Genomic DNA, 25,231 nt, shown 5'->3' on the forward strand with positions numbered 1-25,231 from the left:
CTTACCACTGTCTGTAGGAAAGAAGATTATTCTTCTAAAAATATACTAGTTTAGTAGGAACAATGGTAATAAGACCCATAACTCTATTGACTTTTTAGGGAACTTATGGTATAATAGTAATGTAATACGTATAGAAAATAGATAGATAAACACGATAAGGGAGACTGATTATAAATGGTAACGATGAAGAAATTAATTAAAACAGGTAAGTCGGCAATTGTAGGAACTGTAGGGGTAGGAGTACTACTTTCTACTTCACATTCAATTAGTGCTGACACACTCAAACCAGTAGACGAGAAAGTACAAGAAAGTCAGTTAGAAAGATTAAGTCAAGAAGAAGACAAGAAATTAGATGTACAAGTTCCTGATTTAAATAAAGAAAAACAAGAAAATGAAGAAGGGGTAGAGAAACCTCAAACAGAGAATCAAGAAGTAAAAGATGAAAAAGTAGTAGAAGACGGAAATAAAGAAAAGAAGCCTGAGGTAAAGAACGAAGAAAAACCTGTAGTTAATGAAGAAGAAAAGCCGAAAACGGATAGTTTACAAGTAGTAGATGAAGAGAAGAAAGAAGAACCACAAGTTGAAGAAGAGGAAATTTATGTGGTTTACAAGAAAGTAAACTCTACACAAATCATTGAAAAGTCAAACAATGAGAGTATTTGGTCAAAACCACATATGTTAAAAGGTGCAGAAAACCTTGGTTCAGTTGATGAATATGTAGGTAAAGAAGTTCAAATGTCTGAAATGGCATTAGCAAACCGTAAAGCATGGTTTAAAATCAGTGTAGAAGGTAAAGAATTAGGTTGGGTTAGCTCTAGTGTTATGAGTGTAGCAACAGACCTTGAAAGTATCAATAAAGCGGTTGGAACAGAAGGTACAGACGATAAATATAGTATTTATTCATTACCAAAAGGTATGCAAAACTCACAAGAAGTAGCAAAAGTAAACGATTATGCAAATCAAGAATTAAAAGCAACAAAGCAAACAGTATATAACGGTACAATGTGGTATAAAGTAAGCCAAAACGGTAATGAAATTGGTTGGTTAGATAGTCGTTCAGTAAGTGAAAGAACTGTCTTACCACACATGAATGTACCGATTGAAAGTCAATTAGACGCAAAAGACCCTAGTAGAAACTTAGAAACAGGTTGTGAAATTACAGCAGTTTCTATGATGTTACAGTTTGCAGGAGCAAACGTAGATAAAGTGTTACTAGCAAAAGAAATGCCTTATCACGACTATGACCCAAACAAAGGTTATGTTGGAGACCCTTGGTCAGACGGACCAATTAACACGGTTTACCCACCCGCATTATTAGACTTAGTGAAGAAGTATGCAGGAAGTTCTGTAAACCTAACAGGTGTAAGCTTAGATAAGATTAAAGAAAAATTAAATCAAAACCATCCAGTTGTTGCATGGGTAGGAGATATGCATGGTTTTGGTATTCATGCAATCACATTAACTGGTTATACAAACGATAAAGTATTCTATAACGACCCTTGGACTGGTGAGAAAGACGCTTCTATGAGTTGGGATAGTTTCGATAGCAAGTGGACACCTAAGAAAAGTAGAGCCTTATCATACTAAAATTTAGTCAAACTTACCTATTATAATTGTAACTTACTAATTTACTGATTATCTGTAGGTTTAGTATAGTAGAATAAGAAAGAAGTAGAAACAAATAAAGGAGACTCGAAGATTATCATATTTCAGTCTCCTTTAAACTGAAGTACTAGAGGTGAACAAGTTGGAAAGACGGTTAAAGATTCGGTATGGACTCATAGCAGGAATTATAGCATTAGGGGTAGGCGGTTACTATGTTGTAGACTCTATGCTTCAAACTGATATGCGTGGTATCGAATTAGATAAAAACACCATAGATGAAAATAAGAAAGCAAAAGCAGACTTTGATTTAGACAGTATAAAACCTCTATCAGAGCAAGAATTACTAGAAAACAGTTTAAAGAGAAGTACAGGTTGGGGTAAAGACTTACATTATGGAAATCAAGGTGTAGTAGGAGGTATTTATGTACCTTCTGTAGATATTAAACTACCAATCTCAAAAGGTATCGGTAATAACAGCCTATCAAGAGGGGTAGGAACGGGTTTTGAGGATAGAGAAATGGGGAAAGGAAACTATGTATTACTAGGTCATAATTCCCCAAACAAGCATGTATTGTTCTCACCTCTAGAAGATATGAAAACGGGAGATATCATTTATGTAACAGATGCTACATGGATGTATGAGTATGAAACTACAGATAAGAAACGAATTCATCAATCGCAAGGTGAAGTAATGGATAATACAACTGAGGATATCATTACCTTAATTACATGTTTTGGTGGTTTAAATACAGATAAACGAACAGTTGTTACAGGTAAGTTAAAACATAAGTATCCAGTTAGTGGTGCAGAAAAAGAAATAAAGACAGCATTAAATATCAAAGAAGACAACTAGTAAGGAAGGATGAATATAGTTGAGTTTACAAGAACGGATAAAAGCATATAGAATTCCAATAGTAGGGGTATTGCTTCTATTAGTAGTATGGTTTATCTTCTTTAGAGGTAGCGGTTCTAGTGGAATCCTAACGCAACAAGAGTTTGAAGACAAGCTAAAAGAAATGTCAAACGGTAAAATCGTTATTTCAGATTCGAAGATAAAGATGTATGAAAGTGAAGATGGTGGGGTATATTCAGCTAACTGGAATGGTTTTATGCTATCAAGTAGAGTAGACAAAGATAAGAAATTGGATAGAACATTCAGTATTATAACAAAACAAGCAGGTTACATGGACGAGATTTCAATTGGTCAGTATCATGACTTAGTTGTATACCTGACAAGACTTTCAAATGAAAAGATGTCAGTAGATGAAGCAAATGTGTTAGTTGATACAGGTTTAAACTTCAATCAACAAATTACAACAGGTGAACAGCATGAAACTTCTAAGGGTGATTTATACTACCGATTAAGTGGAGGTAAGAAAGATATAAACTTCTTCTCATTCTTGATTATGGATGAAGACGGGCATAAGAGAGTAATAAACCCGAATAAAAAGTAAAATAATTTTAGGTATTCTACTTGGACTGATAGTAGTATGGGCATTAACGAATGATGGTGATACAATTGAAGAGAGTTACATGCATCAATTAGACTTTGAAAACAAGTTAGCTGATATATCAAAAGGTAGGATTGTAATAGAAGACTCCCAAATAGAACATCGAGATAAGGAAGAAGACAATATCTATAAAGCAAACTGGAAAGGGTTTGAAATCTACGCAAAGATGGGTAAGAATGATTGGGTAGAAAACTCCTATTCTGTTTCAACAAACAGGAATGTATTTGAAGATAAAACCCTTTATGAAAATTACCATAAACTTATGGAAAGTTTAATTCGTATTATGGATAGTAAACTAACCCTAGAAGAGATTGACAAGTTAATCGCTAAAGGGGTAGACGAGAACGAGTCACCAAACACCTATGATTTCGGATATGAAAGATATGTAGGGAAAGACAAAGGAAATCAAATTCGTTTTACGATAACGGATAGAAAGTAATAAGACTCTTAATTGTAGTCTTATTTTTTTTTACATTTTTCGAAACAAATAGGTGAAAAGTGTCATAAATAGGGGTAGTACGGAATAAACTAATAATAGGTTGGTAGTAGGATTTAACAATGCTTCTAATAGGTAAAATAGACAAACATAAGTAGAATATTCAGTATGTTTTAAATATTATGTAACTTCTATTGACAAATCGGTATTTACATGTTATAATATAGGCATATTAAAGTAAAAGGACTGATAAATATGCTAAATAAGAAACTGGGTATTGCATTAGGCATAACCGCTGTTCTTGGTTTAGGTATTTTTGGATATAAAGTTTATGCGAAAGCACCCGAAATCAAGACTAATGAAATAACTATAGATTATGGTAAGAAACTAGGAACTGATAAGATTGAAACTTCAACTGATGTTGTTAAGAAGCAATACAAATCAGCAACAGACACGAACAAATTAGGTAAACAAACAATTAAAGTAGAAGTTGAAAATGATAAAGGGGTAACAACGGAAAAGGAAATCACATTAAACGTTGTTGATAAAGAAAAGCCTGTTATCAAGACAACACAAGACAAGTTTGTAACAAAGAAAGGACACTCTATCAATCTAAAGCAGTTTGTAACAGCTAAAGATAACGTAGATGGAGACCTTACAAACAAAATTTTAATTCAAAGGTTTGATTATAGCAAAGTAGGAGACATCAAGGTTTCAATGGGAGTTGCGGATTCATCTGATAACTTTGCTGAAAAGACTGTAATCGTATCTGTAGTAGACGAAATGCCTGAGGTATTAACTGTACCTGAGTCACGTATTGTTCGTACAGGTGATGCTTTTAAACCAATTGATGGGGTAGAAGCGAAAGATTATAACGGTAAAGACCTTACTTCTAAAATCAACATTAACGGTAATGTAGATACAAGCAAAGCAGGAGAATACTCACTAACATACCAAGTAACTGATAGTCAAGGTATCTTCCACCAAAAATCAGGTCTTGTTGTAGTAAAAGACGAAGTAGTTGAGAAAGCATTACGAGACGAACAAAAATATAAAGAAGAAAATTCAGTTGGAGACTTTGTAAGACCAGACAAACCAGAGACAGCGAAGCTATTAGAAGATATTGCTGATGCAAAACGTAAAGAAGGTAAGAAGTCTATTAAAGACCGTGCTTACGATACAGTAGATAAAGAAAAAGCAGCACAAACTGAAAAAGAAATCAAAGATAAAGTAAATGACACAACTGATTCAATCAAGAAAGAGTACGATGAGCATGTAAAAGAACATCGTAAAGAATTAGGTATAGACGAATAATTATTACACTAACTTCATAAGTAAATGTAGAACGGGTGGTACTTTTCATAGTATCACCTTTTTCTTGTGAAAATAATATTTGATATATTTCATAACTTATGATATAATAAGTATATAAGTTAAGATAATAATTCCTTTGATGGTAAGATATGATAAAACTATGGAAAGGAGTTAAAGTCTAATTAGTACATAGTAGACGTAATTATAGTAAATAGATTCATATTTTATAAGCAAAGGTATAGTGAGTCCAAACTCATAACGAGTTTGTTTTTATTTTGCGTATCTACACTAGTATCCTATGAAACTAGTAAAACAATAGGGTGTTACTGTAGTTACGCAAGTAACTAATCGCTATATGTTTAAGCCAGTCTATTTGAATATTGTAATAGAGGGTGATACGCATGTAGCAAAGTAGGGGTAGTGTTACGAACTTCGGTTACGGGCATGAAACCTATAGATAATTCAATTTAATTTTTGTTGAGAATTACTGCGTTGAAGTAGGACGTAAGTGTTCCTTCAAAAGACCCTTTCATCCTATGGAGACGTAGTATTCCATACTAGGAAAAAGGGGTGTTAATTTGAAACAGAAGAAGTACTTATCAGCGGTCATGGCTACGGTAATTGCTTTCACTACGTTTATGCAACCTGTAGTAGCAGGTGCAGAGACTATCACTGGTGACAAAGCAAAAAGCGAAGTCAAAGTTGAACAAGAAAAAGCTGTTCAAGAGCCAACGGTAAGTCCTGACGTTCAAACCTCTGAAATGGACAAGAAGGAAGTTACGAATGACAAAACTCCTAAGTCTACTACAGAGGAACAAGAGCGTAACAAAGGGCAACCAGTTGACGAAAAGAAAACGGTAGTAGAGCCGAAAGTGTCTACAACTAATGCAAACCCTACAGGCGTAGCCTTAACGGATGAGCAGAAGAAGGAACAGGCACAATTAGCTTCTACAGACGAAGTAAAACTATCTCAAAATTACGTAGAAACAGACGATAATGGTGACCCATTACGACTGATTGAAGCAGGTAAAGATTACACGTATGAGGTAAACTTAGATGTATCGGGTAACGTTACATTATTATCTGACTATGTAGTTAAAGTAGAGGTAGAGAAGAAGTACCTACGAGACTGGGGAGAACCTCTCCATATCAGTAAACCAGAGTTAGCAAGCGAAGTTACATATGCAGACGAGGGAGATAAGAAAGTTGCTTATATCAAATTCCCTCAACTTGCAGGGGGTACAACTCTTTCATTCCCAGTACAACTTATTGTGGAAGCAGGGTTAACTCCTGATATGTATGAAATGAAACCGATGGCTTCTTTAATGGATTCTAAATTAAATCTAGTAAAGAAAGCAAACGAAATTTCATACAAAGTAACTTACAAGAAACCGGGTTCTCAAAAGTATGTTAACGGACAGAAAGAAAACGGTAGCATGGTGTGGGCTGGTATAGACGATGGTAAAGGGGTAATTAAAGAAGGAACAGAAGTGCCAGTTGAGTTTTCATTCTCAACAGACCTTGAATTCTTAGATAATTACCGTTACTTTAAAGCCATCGAAGTAGTAGACACATTACCGCAAGGTGCTAAATTTGACCCAAAAGCAAACCCTGATTGGAAGTTGAGTGCTGATGGTAAATCAGTATCAACTACAGTATCTTTAAATGAAGAAATCGGAATGAGTACAAACGGTACATTAGCTAACAAGTTAAGTAAGCTAAAACTGTCATTAACATTCCCTAACGGAAAAGTTAATGGTACTTATACGAATAATGTAACAAAAACTTACATTCCTGAAAAGGCTGAAAGTTATGAGCCTAAAGTTGAGAGCAAAGCGAGTATTGACTTTGTATTAGATGCAAAACCAGTAGGTTTCGTATTTACAAAGAAAAGAAGCGAAGATGCTACAATTAAAGACTCGTTACATTATAAAGGTTTAGACTACACATACCGTATTGAGTTTAAAAATCCCAATTCTATGCCGTTACATAACGTAGTAATTGATGATTATAAACGTAAAGACGGTACTTATGCGTTAGATAAGCGTATGGAGTTCACGAAAGTACAAACGCTAAACGGTGAGGGTGAAAAGGTAATAGCGTACATCGAAGAAGATGGCAAAGTTACTGAAAAACAAATCACTAAAGACGGAAAGTACTATAACTTCCCTAAAGGTACAAAGGGGTATCGCTATGAAGTTGCAAAACTTGATGGTGCGAAGTTCTTCCAGTTCTTAGCTTATGTAAAAATTTCGAATCCAAAAGACGTGAAATATGACACAAAAGATGCTAGTAAAAACCTATTCGAAAATGAAGCTTCATTTAAAGGGGAAATTCAAAACCCTACTGATGGTAAAGTAATCTATAAAGCCGAAGGTACAGACAAAGATGATATTCCTTTAGTGGAATTCAAAGAAAGTATCTCTTTACGTAAGGAAATCACGAACTCTCGTGACAAGGTACTTAAAGGTGGAGAACTTCACAACCGTCTATTCATTCATGGTGCTGATTCTAACTTAGATGCTGAAACAGTAATCAAAGGTGGAAAAATTATAGACTTACTACCTAAAGGTATGACTGTAGTTAAATCATCTGTCAGTCGTCAAGGTGAAGTAATACCTAACTATAAAAACTCTGGTCAAACTGCAATTGTTTGGACATTCGAGGATATGAAAGCAGGAGACTTTGCACCTTATACTAGTAAGGAATATCCGCAAGTTGGATTTACAGCTATTGCGAATGACTTATCAGAAGAAGGTACAAACATCAACCAAGCTTACCTAGTATTTGATGATATGGAGAACATGGGTATTGAGTACAAGAAAGACGCTCAAGACAAGTTCGACTTCAATGAGAACAGTAAAACGGATGATAAAGTTGTTTATTCTGAAGACTACTACGTATATGTGCCAAACAAAGAAGTCGTGTTAACAAAATCGGTTCAAAACGAAGAGTTAGCAAAGAACAAAGTTTGGTCTACTGACGGGGTATTCGTCAAATATGGTGAAAAAGCCAACTATAAACTAAATATTAAAAACCATTTAGATGTAGATGTTCCTCAAGTAACCGTGTATGACGTGTTACCATTCAAAGGAGACAGAGCGATTGTTCCTAACGATGGAGGAGAGTACCTAAGTCGAGAAAGTATGTACAGTAATACGTTAACTGGTGCGATTAACGCCCCACAAGGATTTACGGTTTACTACACTACTGACAAGGTGCTAGACAATGCAAGTGACTCAATGACGAAATTAAATTGGTCAAAAACTTTAACAGACTACTCTAAAGCAACTGGTATCAAGATTGTAATGGATAACGGTAAAGTGTTAAAGAGTAAAGAGTCTGTAGACTTTGAGTTCGGGGCTATTGTTCCAAAAACAGGTCTTAAAGCAGAAGACAAAGCGTATAACTCTGCGGCTGTATCTGTAAACGGTGGAACTTCATTCGTTGAAGGTAACAAAGTATACACTCAAATGGACATTCCTGAGTACCCTACTATTACTAAAGACGTAGAAGGTAAAGAACACCACGATGTAGATAAAGGTAGAACTTATCAGTATAATGTTAAAGTTAAAATTCCTAAGAACATCAAAGGTTATGAAACTCTAACAATCAAAGATAAGTTAGATAGACGATTAACTTATAAGTATGCTACTCTTTATAAGGGGTATGATGTATATAACGATGCGAAAGTTAAAGTAGACGGTCAAGAATTACAAGTCAACTTAACAAAGCAAGATATTGAAAACCTACAAGGTAAAGAGTTAAATCTTAAAATTAATGCCTACATCAATTACGATGCGCCTTATGAATTAATTGAGAATAAAGCAGACTTACAGTTAAACAATGAAAGTGCAATTGAATCTAACATTGTTACTGTAAAACCTAACCCTCGAAAAGCAAAAGTAACAATTGCGAAAGTGAGCGGTGAAGGGCTTAACTCATTTGAATCAGTTACTAAGAAACTCTTTGGTACAACTGTTAAAGAAGTAACAGAGGGTAACATGGTAATCAATCCTCTAGATGTATTAAAAGCAAATGAAGAACCTAAGTTATTATCAGGTGCTACATTTGAAATTTTAGACTCTAGTAAGAATGTGATTCACACGGTATCAACTGATTACACTGGTACAGTAGATATTCGAGACTTAGATATGGGTGATTATTTCATTCGTGAAACAGTTGCTCCTAAGGGGTATGTATTAGACTCTACTGAGTATCCTTTCACTGTAAAAGATACTGGAACACCAAGTTTAGAGTTTAAATACTCATTCTACAATAAAGTAGACCCAATCGAACCTAAGTTAGAAAAGAACATTCTAGAACATATGACTGATGGTACAGTTAATCGTGTAAGTCATAAAGACGTATTCAGAGGTGAAAAATACAAGTACGAAGTTGGTACTACAATTGAGAACCTTGAAGGGTATAAAACGATTAAATTATCAGATTCATTAGATGCAAGATTAGATGTTCATTCAGCTAAACTAGTAGTAAACAGCAAAGACATTCAAGATGTTAAGCCAACTATCAAAGGTCAAGATGTTTCTATCGTTTTAACAAAGGAACAACTTGAATCATTTGGTATGAACAAAGACGGTAAATTAAGAATTGACTTGGTTATCGAATCTTCTGTAAAAGAAGGAACAAATAATGAAGTGATTCCAAACAAAGGTACACTTTCATTAAACGATAAGCCAGCAGTTGAATCTAATGAAGTTACTGTTAAACCAAAAGATGTTACAGCTAAATTAGTAGTTGTAAAAACTAGTGGTGAAAAAGAACATACCTTCGGTCAGTTAGCTGACGGTCAAGAACCAGGCAAAGACCTAGTTAAACTAGCAGGTGCTAAGTTCGAAGTCTCAAACGCTGATAGAAGTAAAGTAGAAACAGTAGTATCAAATGATAACGGTTTAGTGGAGTTAGACAACTTACCATTAGGTAAATACTTCATCAAAGAAGTTGAAGCACCTAAGGGGTATAAACTAGACACAAATGAATATCCATTTGAACTAAAAGAATTAAAAGGTACTTTCCATCCAGTATACGAATTCACATTCTATGATGTAGTAGACCCTGAAACTCCTCAAATTGTTAAGGATGTAAATGGTAAAACTCATCTAGAAACTGAGTATGACAAAGCGTTTGACTACAATGTAACAACTACAATTCCAAAAGACTTGAGTGGTTACGAGAAAGTAGTAATGGCTGATAGCTTAGACAAACGTTTAGACATCAAAGGCGTGAAAGTATTAGTAGACGGTCAAGAAAGTTCTTACAAAGCTACTGTAAAAGGTCAAGATGTTACATTAACTCTAGACCGTACAGAATTAAACAAACTTGCTAACAAGCAAGTAAGACTACAGATTGAAGCAAGTATCAAGTATGGTACACCCGCTGAAATCATTGATAACAAAGCTACAATCACAGTGAACGATAAGCCATCTGTTGATTCTAACAATGTTACTGTAGTTCCATTCTTACCTTTAGACCCTACAATCAAGAAAGATGTTAAAGGGGTAGAGCATTTACGAGTTGAACGTGAAAGAACTTACAACTACAATGTGAAATCTAAAATTGTAGATGATGTTCGTGGTTATAAATCACTAACTGTCTCTGATAAGTTAGACAAGCGTTTAGATGTAGTAGATGCAAAAATATTAGTAGACGGAGTAGAATCTTCTTACAAAGCTACTAAATCTGGTCAAAACGTGGAAGTTACATTCACTAGAGAACAATTAGAAACTTTAAAAGGTAAAGAAGTTAACCTTCAAATCCAATTTAAAGTGAAAGAAAGTACTTTAGCAGAAGAAGTTCCAAACATGGCTACTATCACTAGAAACGGTGATTTCAATCTTGATTCTAATGTGGTTACTGTAGTTCCTGTTGACCCTGAGACACCTAAGGTTGTTAAAGACGTTAACGATGTAGCACACATTGATGTAGTTAAAGGTGATGAATTCACATACCATGTTAAAACTACTATCCCTGAGGATTTACTAAGTTATAAATCATTAACTCTAGCAGATACTCTAGATAAACGTTTAACAATTAATGGTTCTGATGTAAAAATCGGAGGTAAAGCAGTAAAAGGTATTGAAACAAAAGTTGACGGTCAAAATGTTAAGTTTGTGTTAGATAGAAAACAATTAGAAGACTATAAAGGTCAAGAGGTTGTTATTTCTATTAGAGCAAAAGTGAAATATGATGCGCCAATCGAAATCGTAAACAACAAAGCAACAATTCAAGTAAATGATAAACCTTCTGTAGACTCAAATAACGTTACTGTTAAGCCTGAGAACAGAAAAGCAACATTATACCTATACAAACTAAGTGGTGAACAATCTAACACATTCGGACCTGCATTGGTAGAAAAAGGTGCAAGAAAAACTTCAACTACTAATCCTCTTTTAGATTCTTTAAAAGAGACAGAGAAGAATAGTGTAGTAAACCCACTATCAAGCCTTACACAGTCTAAACACCAACCAGTACCATTGGAAGGTGGGGTATTCCAAATCCTAGACGCTAGTAAGAATGTTGTAGGTACAATCACATCGGATTCTATCGGTACAGCTTATATTGAAAACCTTGATTTAGGTAATTACTTCATTAAAGAGGTTCAAGCACCTAAGGGGTATCAATTAGACAGCAAAGAACATCCGTTCACAATCGTAGAAAACGGTTCTAAACAATTAGCCTTTGAATACATCTTCCATGATGTAAAAGACCCTGAAACGCCTGTTATTACAAAAGACGTAGAAGGTAAAAAGCATCTTGAAGTTGAAAAAGGTAAAGAGTACAAATACAATGTTAAAACTACTATTCCTGAGAATGTTGAGGGGTATGAGTCATTAACAATTACAGATACATTAGATAATCGCTTAGACTTAGTTAACGCTAAGGTTTATGTAGATGGTCGTATCAGTACTCATGTAGCAAATATTAAAGGTCAAACTGTTACTCTTAACTTAACAAGAGTTCAATTAGACCAAATCGAAGGTAAAGAAGTTAAGATTCAAATTACTTCTAAAATCAAAGAAGATGTTGCTATCGAGACAATCGAAAATAAAGCAAACATCCAAGTGAATAATAAGCCTTCTGTAGATTCAAATGTAGTAACTGTAGTACCACCAACGCCTGAGAATCCAAACATCAAGAAAGATGTTGAAGGTTTAGACCACATTGTGGTTGAAGAAGGCGATAATTACAACTATAACGTAAAAACAGTAATCGCTAAGAATGTTAAGGGGTATAAAACTTTAACAATCAAAGACGAACTGGATAATCGTTTAGAAGTTGTAAACGCAAAAGTGTTAGTAGATGGAAAAGTAAGTACATTGAAAGCAGACTTTAAAGGAAACAAAGTAAAATTAGAGCTAACTCGTAGTCAACTTGATTCATTACAAGGTAAAGAAGTGAACTTACAAATTACTTCTAAGATTAAAGAAGGAACTGGTATCGTATTAATTCCGAACAAAGCAACAATCGAATTAAACGACAATCCTTCAATTGAGTCTAATGAAGTTACAGTAATTCCTCCTACTCCTGACGAACCAAACATCGTAAAAGATGTAAACGGTGAGAAACACGCTGTAGTTGAACATGAAGAAAACTTTAATTACAACGTTAAATCAGTTATTCCTAAAGATACTAAGGGGTATAAAACATTAACTCTTAAAGATACTTTAGATAACCGATTAGATATCGTATCAACAAAAGTTTTAGTTGATGGTAAACCATCTACATTCAAAGCAGTTGTTGAAGGTCAAGAAGTTAAACTTATCGTAGAGCGTTCTCAACTGAAAACAATCGAAGGTAAAACTTTAAACCTACAAATTACGGCTAAGATTAAAGAAGGTACACCAATTGAAACAATTAATAACAAGGCTACTGTTCAATTAAACGACAAGCCTGAAGTAGACTCAAATGTTGTTACAGTTGTACCACCTACTCCAATTGACCCTAACATTAAGAAAGACGTTGAAGGTAAAGAGGAACTAGTGGTTGAGCATAAAAATGAGTACAATTACAATGTTAAGACAAAAGTTGCTGATAGCGTTGCAGGTTACAAGTCATTAACGATTGCAGATACATTAGATGACAGATTAGACTTTGTCAAATCTACTGTATATGTAGACGGTAAAGCAAGTAGCTTCAAAGCAAAAGTAACAGGTCAAAACGTAGTTCTTGAATTAACTCGTAAACAGCTTGATGGTTTAGAAGGTAAAGAATTAAACCTACAAATTACATCTAAAATCAAAGAGGGTACACCAATTGAGAAAATCCCTAATAAGGCGACTATCCAATTGAATGATAAACCTTCAATTGATTCTAATGTAGTTAACGTAGTACCACCTACACCTATCCAACCAAACATTGAGAAAGATGTAGAAGGTTTACAACACCTTATCATCGACACTGAAAAAGAATTCGATTACAACGTAAAATCAGTTATCCCTAAATCAGTTGCAGGGTACAAACATATTACTATCTCTGATACGTTAGATAAACGTTTAGACTTAGTAGATGCGAAAGTACAAGTAAATGGTAAAGATACAGACTTTAAAGTTGTAAAAGAAGGACAAAAAGTTACAGTTAAAGTAGACCGTAAAGATTTAAATGGTTTAGAAGGTAAAGAATTAAACTTAGTAATTACAGCTAAGATTAAAGATGGTACTCCAATTGAACTGATTGATAATAAAGCAAACATTCAATTGAATGACCAACCGTTGGTTGAATCAAATGAAGTTACAGTAATTCCTCCAACACCAGTACAACCTGATATTTACAAGAATGTAGAAGGTACAGACCGTCTTGAAATTGAAAAAGAGAAAGAGTACAACTACACTGTAAAATCAGTAGTTCCATTCAATGTAATGGGGTATAAACATCTAACTATCGAAGATATGTTAGATAACCGTTTAGATATCGTTGGTGTAAAAGTTCTTGTAGACGATAAAGAAAGCAAGTACGAAGCTAAAGTTGAAGGTCAACATATTTCTCTGAAATTAGACCGTAAAGAATTAGATACATTACTAGGTAAAGAAGTACAACTAGTAATCACATCTAAAATCAAAGATAGCGCACCAATCGAAGTAATTGATAATAAAGCTACTGTTCAATTGAATGATGAACCAAAAATTGATTCAAACACAGTAACAGTAGTACCACCTACGCCTGTTGTTCCAAACATTCATAAAGATGTAGAAGGACAAGAGCATATTCAAGTAGAACTTGAAAAAGAATACAAGTACAATGTTAAATCTGTAATTCCTTCTAAAATTGATGGATACAAGACTTTAACAATTGCTGATACATTAGATAAGCGTTTAGATGTAGTAGAAGTAAACGTATTCGTTGATGGTAAAGCAAGTAAACTTGTAGCTGAAAGAAAAGGTCAAGATGTTAAGTTAGTTCTAGACCGTAAACAATTGGATGACTTGAAAGGTAAAGAAGTAAATGTCCAAATTACTTCTAAAATCAAAGATGGAACTCCAGTTGAGAAGATTCCAAACGGTGCTTCTATTCAAATGAATAACTTAGATGCAATTCAATCTAATGTAGTTACGGTAGTACCACCAACACCTGTAGACCCTAACATCGTGAAAGATATAGAGGGTAAACAACATTTAGAAGTTGAACGTGGTAAAGTATTCAATTACAACGTAAAAACTAAGATTGCTGATAAAGTAGACGGTTACAAAACTTTAACAATTGCTGATAAGTTAGATAAGCGACTAGGGGTAGTAAGTGCTACTGTATTAGTAGACGGTAAGGTTTCTGATTTAAAAGCGGTTGTAAAAGGACAAGACGTTACTCTTACATTAGACCGTAAACAATTAGACAAATTAATGGGTGCAGAAGTAAATGTACAAATTAAGGCGTTAGTATTAGGAGACACGAAAGCTGAGAACGTACCTAACAAGGCTACAATCAAGCTTAACGATAAACCTTCTATTGATTCAAATGTAGTAACTGTAATTCCACCAAATCCAATCACGCCTAATATCGTCAAAGACGTAGAAGGTAAAGAGCATTTAGAGATTGAACAAGGTAAAGATTACAACTACAATGTTAAAACTAAAATTGCTGATAGCGTAGCTGAGTACAAGTACTTAACTATCTCTGATACATTAGACAAACGATTAGATATCGTAAAAACTACTGTATTAGTTGATGGGGTAGCTAGTGAACTAGAAGCTAATGTAAAAGGTCAAACTGTCACACTTAAATTAGGTCGTAAACAGCTTGATGAATTAGTTGGTAAGGAAGTAAACGTACAAATTACTGCACAGATTAAAGAAGGTACAGAAGTTAACTTAATTGATAACAAAGCAACAATTCAATTAAATGACAATGACGCTATTGAATCAAATGTAGTAACTGTAATTCCACCAATGCCACCTGTTAACCCTAAAGTAACAAAAGATGTGGAAGGTATGAACCACATTGTTATTGAAACAGGTAAAGAGTATGATTACAATGTTAAAACTACAGTAGCTAATAAATTAGAGGGGTATAAGTCTTTAACTATTAAAGACATCCTTGATAGTCGATTAACTGTAGTTGGTGCAAAAGTTCTTGTTGATGGTAAAGAAACAAACTTCAAAGTTAACATTGATAACCAAGAAGTAACTGTTAAATTAACTCGTGAGCAATTGGAAACAATCAAGGGTAAAGAGATAAACTTAGTCATTACTTCTAAGATTAACAAAGGTGTAGCTATCGAGAATATCGAAAATAAAGCTACTATCCAGTTAAATAATAGAGACTTAGTTGAATCTAATACAGTTACAGTAATTCCTCCTAAACCGGAAGAACCTGTAACTCCGATTCCACCTAAACCGGAGCCACCAGTAACACCTGAGCCTCCAGTTAAACCGGAACCGCCTGTTAAACCAGAGCCACCAGTTAAGCCGGAACCACCGGTAAAACCTGAGCCTGTAAAACCTGAACCACCAAAACCTGTTAAGCCTGTTAAACCTGAGCCACCAAAACCTAACAAGGTTGAAAAGCCAGTACCACCTAAGAAACCTGATAGATACTTACCTAGAACTGGTAATGCAGGTGACTTTGGTTATACATCTTATATCTTATTCGGAAGTGTTATTGCTATTATTGTAGCGGTAGTTTACTTCACGAGAAGACGTAAAGCTTAATAGAAACGAAGAGAAGGAATCAGTTGTGTAGAAAGTTTACACAGTCTGATTCCTTTTTCTTTTGTTTAAGAGCCGATAAAAAGTATATACATATTTATATAGAACAAAGTAGGTTATACAATAGAACGAGTTTGGTGTATTTTTCATGCTTAAAAGTATACTATAAAGAGTAAAATTGGGAACTAATAGGGTAAAATACCAATACAAAAGAAAGGATTCAATAAAACAAAATGAAAAGTCAAGTAACTTTACGCTGAGTTGAGTGTCTGTAGTATAATTTATTCCTTTATCTCTTTTTCTAGAGCCTGTTTACCCTACTATTTAGTGAAACGGGCTTAAAGTGATGAAACTAGTAGTTAGAATATTATGAATATGGTATATCTTAATGTATGCATATTGACAAATATAGATATTTAAGGTATAATAATTATGTAAGATAAAGAAAAGGGGATAAAGAATATGATAAGTAAAAAAGCATTAGTGTCATTAGGGTTGGCATCATCAGTTGTTTTAGGCGGTTTGGGTTATACCGCTTATGCGAAAGAACCAGAGATTAAAACAACTGAACTGACTATCGCATATGGAGAAGAATTACAAGCAAAACTTGTAAAGACTTCAGATGATGTAGTAAAAACGGAGTTTAAAACTAAGCTAGAAAAGAAACTAGGAAAACAGAGTGTAAAAGTAGATGTAGAAAATCTAATGGGTAATCACTTTACAAAAGACATTGAAGTCAATGTAGTGGATAAGGAGAAACCTGTTATCAAATCGGAGGGTTCGTATGAAGTAGGGGTAGGTTCAGAATTTAATGTAAAAGAACATGTGAAAGCTACTGATAACTACGATGGGGATATTTCAAATAAGGTAGTAGTTTCAGAGTTTAACACAAGTGAACTGGGTGAAAAGAAAGTAAATGTATCCGTATCAGATACATCAAACAATGTAACTACAAAGGAGATTATCTTAAAGGTAGTAGACAAAGCAAAGCCTGAGATAAACGCAGAAAACAAGTCAGTAAGTTTTGGAGAATCTATCAATCTTCTAAATGGGGTATCAGCAAACGATAATGTAGATGGAGATATTACAAGCAAAATCGAAGTAGTGGGTTCAGTAGATACAAACAAAGTAGGTACGTATGATATTACGTATAAAGTAAAAGATTCATCTAATAATGAAACTCTTAAAACAATTAAAGTAGACGTAAAACAACAAGAAGCACCTAAAGTAGAAGAGAAGAAAGAGGAAGCACAAAAACCTCAACCTACTGAAAAGAAAGTAGAAGCACCTAAACCAACAGAACAGCCTAAAGAAGAGTCTAAACCTGTACAAAAGCAAGAAGTTGCTCAAACACAACAAGCGAAGTCTCAACCTAAACCTGTTCAAAAGCAAGAAGCACCTAAATCTAAGCCTATGACAATTACCTTCAATGGTAAAACACTTACATATGTAAACGGTGGTCAAAGTCGAGGACAGCAAATCATTGATACAACAAACAAGATTTCTACTTGGGGTGGAGCGCCATTTAATGGTGAAGACGGAATGAATACACATTTCATTGGTCATAGCCCAGGAAACTTTGATGGTATTTGGAATGCTTCATCATTTGTTATTACAGACGGTAATGGAAAAGCATACACTTACAAAACTACAAAAGTGTATAAAGTATACCAAAAGAATGCAATTGGGGTAGCAGATGGTGTAGACTACTGGGATAGAGTTACTGGAACTGGTGGTGGAGAGCGTGTAACGTTCCAAACTTGTGCGGTTTCTGATAGTTCTATTGTATGGATTGTAGAAACAGTTCGAGCATAAGAAATATAATAAGAGCAAGATTAAAACAAATAAAAGTATAAAAGACCTCCATACTTATATGTGGAGGTTTCTTTTCATATAAAGGAGGACTAAAAGTGTTACTAAAAGATATGTTACAAGTATGTGGATTAGATTTAACAAAACGAATTAAGGTTGCAAGGCATGTAGATAAAGATATAGACGTACAAGAGTTATATGAAAAAGATAATTTTGAGTTATATCAGTCATATCAAGGTAAGAACTCATTTAATTGCGATTATATTGTATCTTTCTTAGGATTGGAAAACAGCCAAGCAGTATTTATAGGTGTGTATGAAGTAAAGAACCCTACAGAAGTAACTGGTTTACCTCAATCTATAGACACCACAGAAGAATTAAGAAAACGATTAAGTAAAGCAAAATGGCAATACACTTTAGAAAAGGTAGATGGTTTCGAAACCTTAGAAAATAGAGTTATTGTACAATGGGAAGGTGTTGCAACTTCATGGTGTAGGTATTTAAACACCTTTGATTTAGAAGTGTTGCAAATGTTACCAAAAGGTGAAACAAGAAAGTTTACAGGGTATTTAGATTTCATCTTAAAACGTTGGGAATTAGAGAGTATCGTGAATAATCCTTTAAAGTATAAGTCTTGGCATGAGTCACTATCTATCGTAGCAGGGGTATACTTAATTGTAGATACAAAGACTGGTAAACAATATGTAGGTTCAGCTTATAATACAGAGGGAATATGGGGTAGATGGAAAACATACGTAAACAATGGTCATGGTGGTAATAAGTTATTAATGGAGATATTAAAACAAGACCCTGATAGAGTTAATGACTTTACCTATACAATACTACAAGTCTTACCTAATACCTATAAAGACACGGAAGTATTTAAAGTAGAGTCTTTATACAAAAGAAAACTAGGTTCAAGAGCATTCGGTTTAAATAGTAACTAAACAAAGAAGTATAAATATAAAACCATATTAGAATCTTTCTATACGAGCAAGAGTGTAAACGATTCCTTATTTTAACAGTCATAAATATAGAAGTAGAATGTTGATAAAAGAACACTGTAAATAATAAACAAATAATAAATAGTTTCAAACGAAGGGGAAGATTCGATTGTTAACAAACGAGTACTTAGACGATTTATTTGAAGGAATAAAAATAGAAGGAGAAGACTACTTTTATTACTTCTACGTGTATCAAATACCAAAGGAAGGGGTATTATTAGTAAACGGTATTATTCCAGTAGGAGACATAGAGCATATCATTGTTTGTTTTACAAATAAAAGACTTTTATTTTTAGAAATTACAATGATGGGTAAGTATACAGGTAATATGAAGAGTATAGACTTAATAGAGTTTGAACACATCAAAGTAAAGAGAGGTATGATTCGTACTAGTATTGTTCTAACTTCAAAGAATGGAAAAGGAAACACAGTAATCAAGGCAAATAGTTTTACATTCGGTCTATCAAACCAAAAGAAAAATTTAATTGCTTTAGAGAAACTGTATTAAGTATTAAGTAAGTTTGTAGCTATTTGGTTAAGTATAGTTATTAATCAAAGAAACATAATATAACATGAGGTGATGGTATGAGGAATTATGAAAAAGTCTCTTTAGAAACATGGGTAAACCAATTAAATTCATTAGTTGAGTACGAGATAAAGGAAACACAAGTACATGTTGAAGAAAATAATTTCGAACCTTTCAGTAGAGGAAATATCGGAAGGTCTACTGTACATGACTTGGAAGAACTAGAAGGTATACTTGCAGGAGTTGTAGTTGAAGGTGACATGCTTACAATCAAACTATTAGATGGCAAGCAATCTTCTTACGACTTAAATTATGTAACAAGTATAATGAGAAGAACCGATTCACCTTGCTTTTATCTGTATTTTGGTAGAGTAGAGACTCATGTAGAAATTACTATTAAAGTAGACAGACTAGGTGTACCTATTAAAAGTACAAGTTCAATTAATAAAAACATCAGTAAAGATATAAATATACCAGTTAAAGAATTTATAAACAATAAAGAACTAGTAAAGTCAGTAAACAATGGTAACAACAGTGAGGGGTATATTGTATTAAAAGATGTAGAGTTAAGACTTCCAATTAATGCTCTTAACGGTATTAGAGAAACAGAAGATGGTTGCTTATTATCATTTCATGTTGCACAAACCTTAGATATAAAAGTAGATAAGTAAGATAAGAAACAAGGTATTAAGAAATTAGTACCTTGTTTTATATGCATTTAATCTAGACTATATTGACATTTTCATAGTTTTATGGTATAATAGTTATAGTTAAAAGTATGGAGGTCGTGAAAATGGGAGAAATAAAACTAGCAGAAGACATAAAGGGTGAAGTAATTAGCTTTAAAAACTTTGTATCAGAACTGAAAGAGAAGGAAAATAAGCATATTGTTGTACATAAACTGATAGCAGATTTAGATAAAGAGTTATATACAGATGGGGAACTACTACATGTAAAAGAAGGTAGAGGTGGTTCGTTCACATTAATTGTCGATGAAGAACAAGCACCTTCTGAAAGAACTTATTTTAGTTTCCTAGTCAAAGAGATTCGGAAGAATAAAACCAAGTATTATATGATATTCAAACAGGGGTATGTACTAGAATTTTCCTTTAAAAAGTCAGGTTCTCCCTGTATAAAAAGAGAAGTAAAAGTAGCTACAAAACCAACTAGTAATAAAGAAGCATCAGAGTTAAGGCATACGTTAAACAATTTAGGCTTTACTGAAACAAGGTCTTTCAAAACTTTTTCTAATTTTCTTTTGAAAAGTAAAGAGAGTGGGTATACAGATATTTTAACAATAAACCCAAAAGGAAAGAAAGTGGAAGGGTTATTAGATTCTGTAACTATAATAGATGGTGGGATTTTAGTACATGTATACCAATTAGGAAAAGGGCTAAGTGCGGTTAAGTTCTTAGAACAGGATACCATTCTCGTATCAGAAGTAAAGATGGAAGACTTAGTATACTTTATGGTGTATGGTAAAAGTATTGTTTCGCCTGTTATTGTTAAGACGAAGTAGAGTAGGAGTGTATTAATAGGTGAAATCGGTTAAAGTAAATTCAAACTGTAGTGTAATTATAGAGCAACATTTAGTAGAGAGTTTGCTAAGAAAGGCAAACTTAAAAGAAGGAGAAGAAGTATTTACAATACAGTTTAACCAAGATTACAAATATATCTTGTTGGGGTATATTAAGCAAGACTTGTATATTTTCCTTATGACAAATAAAAGAATGTTATTACATAAAGTAAATGAAACAACAGGTCATTTAATGGGTGGATTAATTACATTGGATGAAAAGAAAGTTTTAATCGGAAACATGGAGACAGGTGTTATTAGTCTACCTTTTAAAGAGAAGAAACATCAAACATTCATTTCTTATCTTGTTGGGGTATCTGAGGATTATAAATCAAACTTATTTAGATATAGAGAAAGATTTAAATGGGTGAAGGAGTAGGTATTGTGAACGAGTGGATGAGAGAAGAAGTGCTTAAAACAGTTGAAGACTATGTAAAAGGTAGTGGGGTACAAGATTACTTCTTTGTAAGTGGTAAAAAGTTTTTACATGAGTTATTAGAGTGTGGTAAGTATCCGTATCGCCTAACAGCTTTATGGGAGGGTTACACGTATACAGGAAAGGTAAACGAAATTGTAAAAGAGGAAGAGAAAGGAACAATTACAATAAATTTAGATGTTACAGAAGAAGGAAAGGAAAAGAGCATGGTTTTAGAAGAGATACATACAAAACATGCAATTATGCAAAGAACAGTAGACAGTGTTCACTTTACTTTATTCTACAAAGATTCTTTAGTTCCTTTACATTTTGTATACCTTAAAAAGTAAGAAACAGGAGGAAATAGCGTGACAAGTACATTATCAACAAAAAGAAAACAAGTATTGATTTCAAACGTAGGTAAGAGTAAGGTTATTCCTTTTAACAAACTGTTTTATCATATGTTTAAGCGTATAGAAACAGGTGCAACTATCTCAACTTTCCAAGACGGGTTGGTAGTACGTGGAAAGTTCGTAAGTTTAACAAATTTAATTCATAAGAATGAAATTGAACTGATATTAGAATTACCAAACAGTAGGGAAGTTGAGTTATATTTTAAAGCAAACGATATAGAAGAAGTCGTTCATGGGTTTGGTTCAAACTATAATTCATATACACTCTTCACATCTAGAGAGGTTGTACCGATAATTATAAGTAACATAGAATGAGGGGTATAGAAATGTTAGTTACAGAAGAAAGAACAGCAAGAGGTATCAAAGACTTAAAAGGTTCAAAGATTACATTTCAAGAATTAGTTGCAAAACTGAAATCATATGAAGGTTGTTTAGTTGAACTGACAAGAGTAAGGGATGTTGGGTTACATCCTGTTATTGTAAGAAGTATAGAAACTTGTCAAATAAATCAAGTAGACGTGCAAGAGGATGCATGGTTTAAATTACATCTAGAGAATGAGCAAGACCACTATTATTACTTCAAATCTTCCATTGAATGCATTCTTCAAAATGGAACAACATATTATATCATTCAAACAAACAATACGTATTTTGAGTTTAAAGTAAAAGAAGAAGTATGTCATAGTAAACGATTAAAGAACTATATTGATGGTATGAGAAACAGTTTAGGAGTATTTCGATTTACAGATACACTAACTTATGATGATTTTCTAGAGTTTCTAGATAATTTTGAAGACTATAATTATACAAAAGTATCTGTATTAGACGGGAATGGTAACCATGTTACAGGTCAGATTGATGAAGTCATAACGAGTCGTGCAAGAGTTGGTTTCTGTATTATCCTTGATAACGGAGAGCATACTACAATAGACTTCGAAAGAGAAAATATAGTTTCAATCGTAGATATTAAAAACTCACGTAACAAATACTTCATGATTTATGAATTAGACTCTATTACGCCATTAATACTTGAATAGGGGTAGAGAACGCTTATCAAAAGGTAAGCGTTTTTCTTTTGGAGTTTAATAGTCAGAAAATAGAAAACCAGTATAAAGTTATCTAACTAGTAGGATAAATTCCACTTTTTAAAATTATTTGTGAACTTTATTGACATTTTAAAGAACTTATGTTATAATGTAAGTATAGTTAAGGAAGTACAGAAGTATAAGGTATATGTAAAGAACTCAATTACATAAACTACATTCACAATTACGGGTTAAACTAGGCAAATTAACTATCAAAGGGGTAGGAACATGAATCTAAACAACGTTAATCTATCACAAGCAATTAACGAGATTAATATGTATCCAATGAGAAACTATCAAGAAGCGATGGCATTTATTAATTACAAGTTTCAACAATACCATGCAAACGATGTATCAATGCTTATTAATTTCTTAGAGTCGCAAGCTACAAGTTTACAGTATCAAGTAAACCAATTACTTACACATTACCAACCTAATTATAATCTGATTGAACGAAACAGAACATATATTGATATTTTAGGGGTAGATGTAGACAAGTTAAAACAAGCAAGAGCTATTATCAATCAATATTAAACGGAAAAGGATGTAGTAAAATGACTGTACAATATGACTATAAAGCAATGATTCAAGCAAACAAAGATTTCGATGTATCAACGTTAGAAAACGCTAGACATTATGTACAGCAACTAAGTCAAGGTCGTAGTTACACAAGCGTAAAAGACTTACTAGCTGGTATAGACTGGTTGCATACACAAGCACATCATAATATAGCAAGATATGATGGGGAAGCAACACCACAACAACTAGAGCATATGAAAGACGTAAAACAATTGTATTATGTACAAAAGCAAAAACTAAGTGAAGTATTTAAAACATATAAAAATTATGGGTTTGACCCTTCACAAGTTTTATTCTAAGGTAATACAGGGTTTTAGGTCTTAGTAGCCGCTAAGACCTTTTACCCTTTTCTAATAAACTTAAATAAAGTATAACAAAAATATAGCAAAACTATAATAAAATTAAGCAGACAAAGAGGTGGAAAGTATGACAGTATTAGTATTATTTTTATCAGCAATTTATTTAGCATTAGACTTCTCAAACATGAGAGCAATGCGTATTGTAAAGTTCGCAATGTTGTTTATCTATATAACTGCATTCGGTGACTCAACTGTAATGATGGTGTTACTAACTCTAATCATGATGTTCATGATTGTAGCAAGATTCGCTCGTAAAGTTTTAAAACGTACATCAGTATTCCTTAAACTATTTTAAAAGGGTGTTTTTAAATGAATAGCGAACCATAATTAAGGCGCATACAAATATTAAAAGGTATGCGTCTTTTTGTGTACTTTTATTTAGGGGTATATTCGAAACCCAAAATGTAGTTAAACGAACGAAACTAGAGGTTTCATCGTCTGGTCTTGCCACTAGCAACGGTTACATACAAGTAAGAGTTTTATTTCTAATATAAAGGCAAAATTCAACGAATTATTTCAGATAGATATAGAAACAGCACATAACAACAAAAACGAAGAGGTGAACCCAAATGACAGAATTCTTGGATAGGCATTTTGCGAAAGAATTTAAGCAACTAATGGCTGAGTTAAGAAGTGAGACAAGATTTAGTATAAAACAACTACCCTCACCATTCAGCAAACCAACTTTATTAAATAAAGTGTACATCAAAGGGATTGAAGACGAGAAATATAGTAAATTAAACGGTAAGTACGCACCAATTCGTAAAAGTAACTCAATCGTTCGTAACATTTATCACAATAACGGGCAAAAGAAATCAGAAACTACATATACGGCAAAGGATGGTAATGCATTAATCGTAACAAACGAAAATTTACACTTACCGTACCGTTATCGTCCTACAGACAAAGCATTGGAGTATGTAGACTACAGAGAAACAAATGGTGTTCGTACTTTTATTTATTCTATACCGAAAAAGTATCTATATAAAACAAAACAAACAGCATTAGTATTAGCTCAAAACACAAAAAGAAGTCATTATGGTGGATTGAAACTGATGTTAACAAACGGTCATTCTATCTATTTATACATTGTATCTTTAGGTAACGTGCGTGAACGAGAGGGTAACGTACCATTAATTACAAAGACAGGAAATGACTATAGCGTAGAGTTACAGAAACTACAAGAATATTGGCTACAAAGGGGTATTATCTTCCCTAAAAACGTATTAGAATTAGAAACACCATATGGAGATTCAACAAACTTAGGTTATAAAGTATTAGAAGCGGTAGAAGACTATGTAGGTATAGACGAGTTTAGTATTACGGAACGAGCAGAAATGAAAGCGAGACAGGCTTACTAATTGTTATGAACAGATAATACATTTGACAAATACAAGAACTTATGTTATAATAGATGTATAAATGATTGGTGATAAGAAT

Annotated in this window: 19 protein-coding genes; all 19 read left to right on the forward strand. The window is 33.4% G+C overall.

The features are described from left to right. Positions 1-174 precede the first annotated feature (174 nt). Complete coding sequence (locus tag ASE54_RS24825; protein ID WP_000258289.1) at positions 175-1,587, forward strand: C39 family peptidase; 1,413 nt, start codon at positions 175-177, stop codon at positions 1,585-1,587. A gap of 151 nt (positions 1,588-1,738) precedes the next feature. Then, on the forward strand, positions 1,739-2,458 hold the full coding sequence (locus tag ASE54_RS24830; protein ID WP_003310208.1) for a class A sortase: 720 nt from the start codon (positions 1,739-1,741) through the stop codon (positions 2,456-2,458). A gap of 19 nt (positions 2,459-2,477) precedes the next feature. Then, positions 2,478-3,059 (forward strand): hypothetical protein, encoded by a 582-nt coding sequence (locus ASE54_RS24835; RefSeq protein WP_000058018.1) that lies wholly within the window; start codon positions 2,478-2,480, stop codon positions 3,057-3,059. 79 nt (positions 3,060-3,138) lie between these two features. Beyond that, positions 3,139-3,555, forward strand: a complete 417-nt coding sequence (locus tag ASE54_RS24840) for a hypothetical protein (RefSeq protein ID WP_000553982.1) — start codon at positions 3,139-3,141, stop codon at positions 3,553-3,555. Positions 3,556-3,807: 252 nt separating this feature from the next. Next, a complete protein-coding gene (locus tag ASE54_RS24845) occupies positions 3,808-4,866 on the forward strand; it encodes an immunoglobulin-like domain-containing protein (RefSeq protein ID WP_003254767.1) in 1,059 nt (352 codons plus the stop codon). Positions 4,867-5,444: 578 nt separating this feature from the next. After that, on the forward strand, positions 5,445-16,025 hold the full coding sequence (locus ASE54_RS24850) for an isopeptide-forming domain-containing fimbrial protein (RefSeq protein ID WP_000810633.1): 10,581 nt from the start codon (positions 5,445-5,447) through the stop codon (positions 16,023-16,025). Positions 16,026-16,484: 459 nt separating this feature from the next. After that, entirely contained in the window at positions 16,485-17,837 is a 1,353-nt protein-coding gene (locus ASE54_RS24855; protein ID WP_000623949.1) for an immunoglobulin-like domain-containing protein, read from the forward strand. Between the two features lie 95 nt (positions 17,838-17,932). Beyond that, complete coding sequence (locus ASE54_RS24860; RefSeq protein ID WP_000924700.1) at positions 17,933-18,781, forward strand: GIY-YIG nuclease family protein; 849 nt, start codon at positions 17,933-17,935, stop codon at positions 18,779-18,781. Between the two features lie 166 nt (positions 18,782-18,947). Continuing rightward, positions 18,948-19,346 carry a PH domain-containing protein gene (locus ASE54_RS24865; protein ID WP_000957118.1) on the forward strand — a complete coding sequence of 133 codons (399 nt, stop codon included), beginning with the start codon at positions 18,948-18,950 and terminating at the stop codon, positions 19,344-19,346. Between the two features lie 77 nt (positions 19,347-19,423). Beyond that, the gene (locus ASE54_RS24870) at positions 19,424-20,035 is read left to right on the forward strand and encodes a hypothetical protein (RefSeq protein WP_001246921.1); all 612 of its coding nucleotides are present in this window, start codon (positions 19,424-19,426) and stop codon (positions 20,033-20,035) included. Positions 20,036-20,157: 122 nt separating this feature from the next. After that, entirely contained in the window at positions 20,158-20,883 is a 726-nt protein-coding gene (locus ASE54_RS24875) for a hypothetical protein (RefSeq protein WP_000503883.1), read from the forward strand. Positions 20,884-20,902: 19 nt separating this feature from the next. Next, the gene (locus tag ASE54_RS24880; protein ID WP_000843774.1) at positions 20,903-21,319 is read left to right on the forward strand and encodes a hypothetical protein; all 417 of its coding nucleotides are present in this window, start codon (positions 20,903-20,905) and stop codon (positions 21,317-21,319) included. A gap of 5 nt (positions 21,320-21,324) precedes the next feature. Continuing rightward, entirely contained in the window at positions 21,325-21,705 is a 381-nt protein-coding gene (locus ASE54_RS24885) for a hypothetical protein (RefSeq protein WP_001007096.1), read from the forward strand. A gap of 18 nt (positions 21,706-21,723) precedes the next feature. Continuing rightward, on the forward strand, positions 21,724-22,083 hold the full coding sequence (locus tag ASE54_RS24890) for a hypothetical protein (RefSeq protein WP_000204760.1): 360 nt from the start codon (positions 21,724-21,726) through the stop codon (positions 22,081-22,083). An 11-nt stretch (positions 22,084-22,094) separates the two neighbouring features. Then, positions 22,095-22,805, forward strand: coding sequence for a hypothetical protein (locus ASE54_RS24895; RefSeq protein ID WP_000961607.1), 711 nt, complete (start codon positions 22,095-22,097; stop codon positions 22,803-22,805). 276 nt (positions 22,806-23,081) lie between these two features. Then, on the forward strand, positions 23,082-23,387 hold the full coding sequence (locus ASE54_RS24900; RefSeq protein WP_001052623.1) for a hypothetical protein: 306 nt from the start codon (positions 23,082-23,084) through the stop codon (positions 23,385-23,387). Positions 23,388-23,407: 20 nt separating this feature from the next. Beyond that, positions 23,408-23,731, forward strand: a complete 324-nt coding sequence (locus ASE54_RS24905; protein WP_000218244.1) for a hypothetical protein — start codon at positions 23,408-23,410, stop codon at positions 23,729-23,731. Positions 23,732-23,858: 127 nt separating this feature from the next. Next, positions 23,859-24,086, forward strand: a complete 228-nt coding sequence (locus tag ASE54_RS24910; protein WP_000217485.1) for a hypothetical protein — start codon at positions 23,859-23,861, stop codon at positions 24,084-24,086. 274 nt (positions 24,087-24,360) lie between these two features. Then, a complete protein-coding gene (locus tag ASE54_RS24915) occupies positions 24,361-25,152 on the forward strand; it encodes a hypothetical protein (protein WP_000134297.1) in 792 nt (263 codons plus the stop codon). Positions 25,153-25,231: the final 79 nt, after the last annotated feature.

Origin of the sequence: Bacillus sp. Root131, assembly GCF_001429475.1 — a bacterium.
GTDB lineage: Bacteria > Bacillota > Bacilli > Bacillales > Bacillaceae_G > Bacillus_A > Bacillus_A thuringiensis_S.

What these genes read in the sequence shown, in the direction of transcription:
- ASE54_RS24840 (WP_000553982.1), top strand. Translation starts at nt 3,139, where the DNA reads ATGCATCAATTAGACTTTGAAAACAAGTTAGCTGATATATCAAAAGGT.
- ASE54_RS24895 (WP_000961607.1), top strand. Translation starts at nt 22,095, where the DNA reads ATGTTAGTTACAGAAGAAAGAACAGCAAGAGGTATCAAAGACTTAAAA.
- ASE54_RS24875 (WP_000503883.1), top strand. Translation starts at nt 20,158, where the DNA reads ATGGGAGAAATAAAACTAGCAGAAGACATAAAGGGTGAAGTAATTAGC.
- ASE54_RS24825 (WP_000258289.1), top strand. Translation starts at nt 175, where the DNA reads ATGGTAACGATGAAGAAATTAATTAAAACAGGTAAGTCGGCAATTGTA.
- ASE54_RS24915 (WP_000134297.1), top strand. Translation starts at nt 24,361, where the DNA reads ATGACAGAATTCTTGGATAGGCATTTTGCGAAAGAATTTAAGCAACTA.
- ASE54_RS24900 (WP_001052623.1), top strand. Translation starts at nt 23,082, where the DNA reads ATGAATCTAAACAACGTTAATCTATCACAAGCAATTAACGAGATTAAT.
- ASE54_RS24910 (WP_000217485.1), top strand. Translation starts at nt 23,859, where the DNA reads ATGACAGTATTAGTATTATTTTTATCAGCAATTTATTTAGCATTAGAC.
- ASE54_RS24870 (WP_001246921.1), top strand. Translation starts at nt 19,424, where the DNA reads ATGAGGAATTATGAAAAAGTCTCTTTAGAAACATGGGTAAACCAATTA.
- ASE54_RS24905 (WP_000218244.1), top strand. Translation starts at nt 23,408, where the DNA reads ATGACTGTACAATATGACTATAAAGCAATGATTCAAGCAAACAAAGAT.
- ASE54_RS24855 (WP_000623949.1), top strand. Translation starts at nt 16,485, where the DNA reads ATGATAAGTAAAAAAGCATTAGTGTCATTAGGGTTGGCATCATCAGTT.
- ASE54_RS24845 (WP_003254767.1), top strand. Translation starts at nt 3,808, where the DNA reads ATGCTAAATAAGAAACTGGGTATTGCATTAGGCATAACCGCTGTTCTT.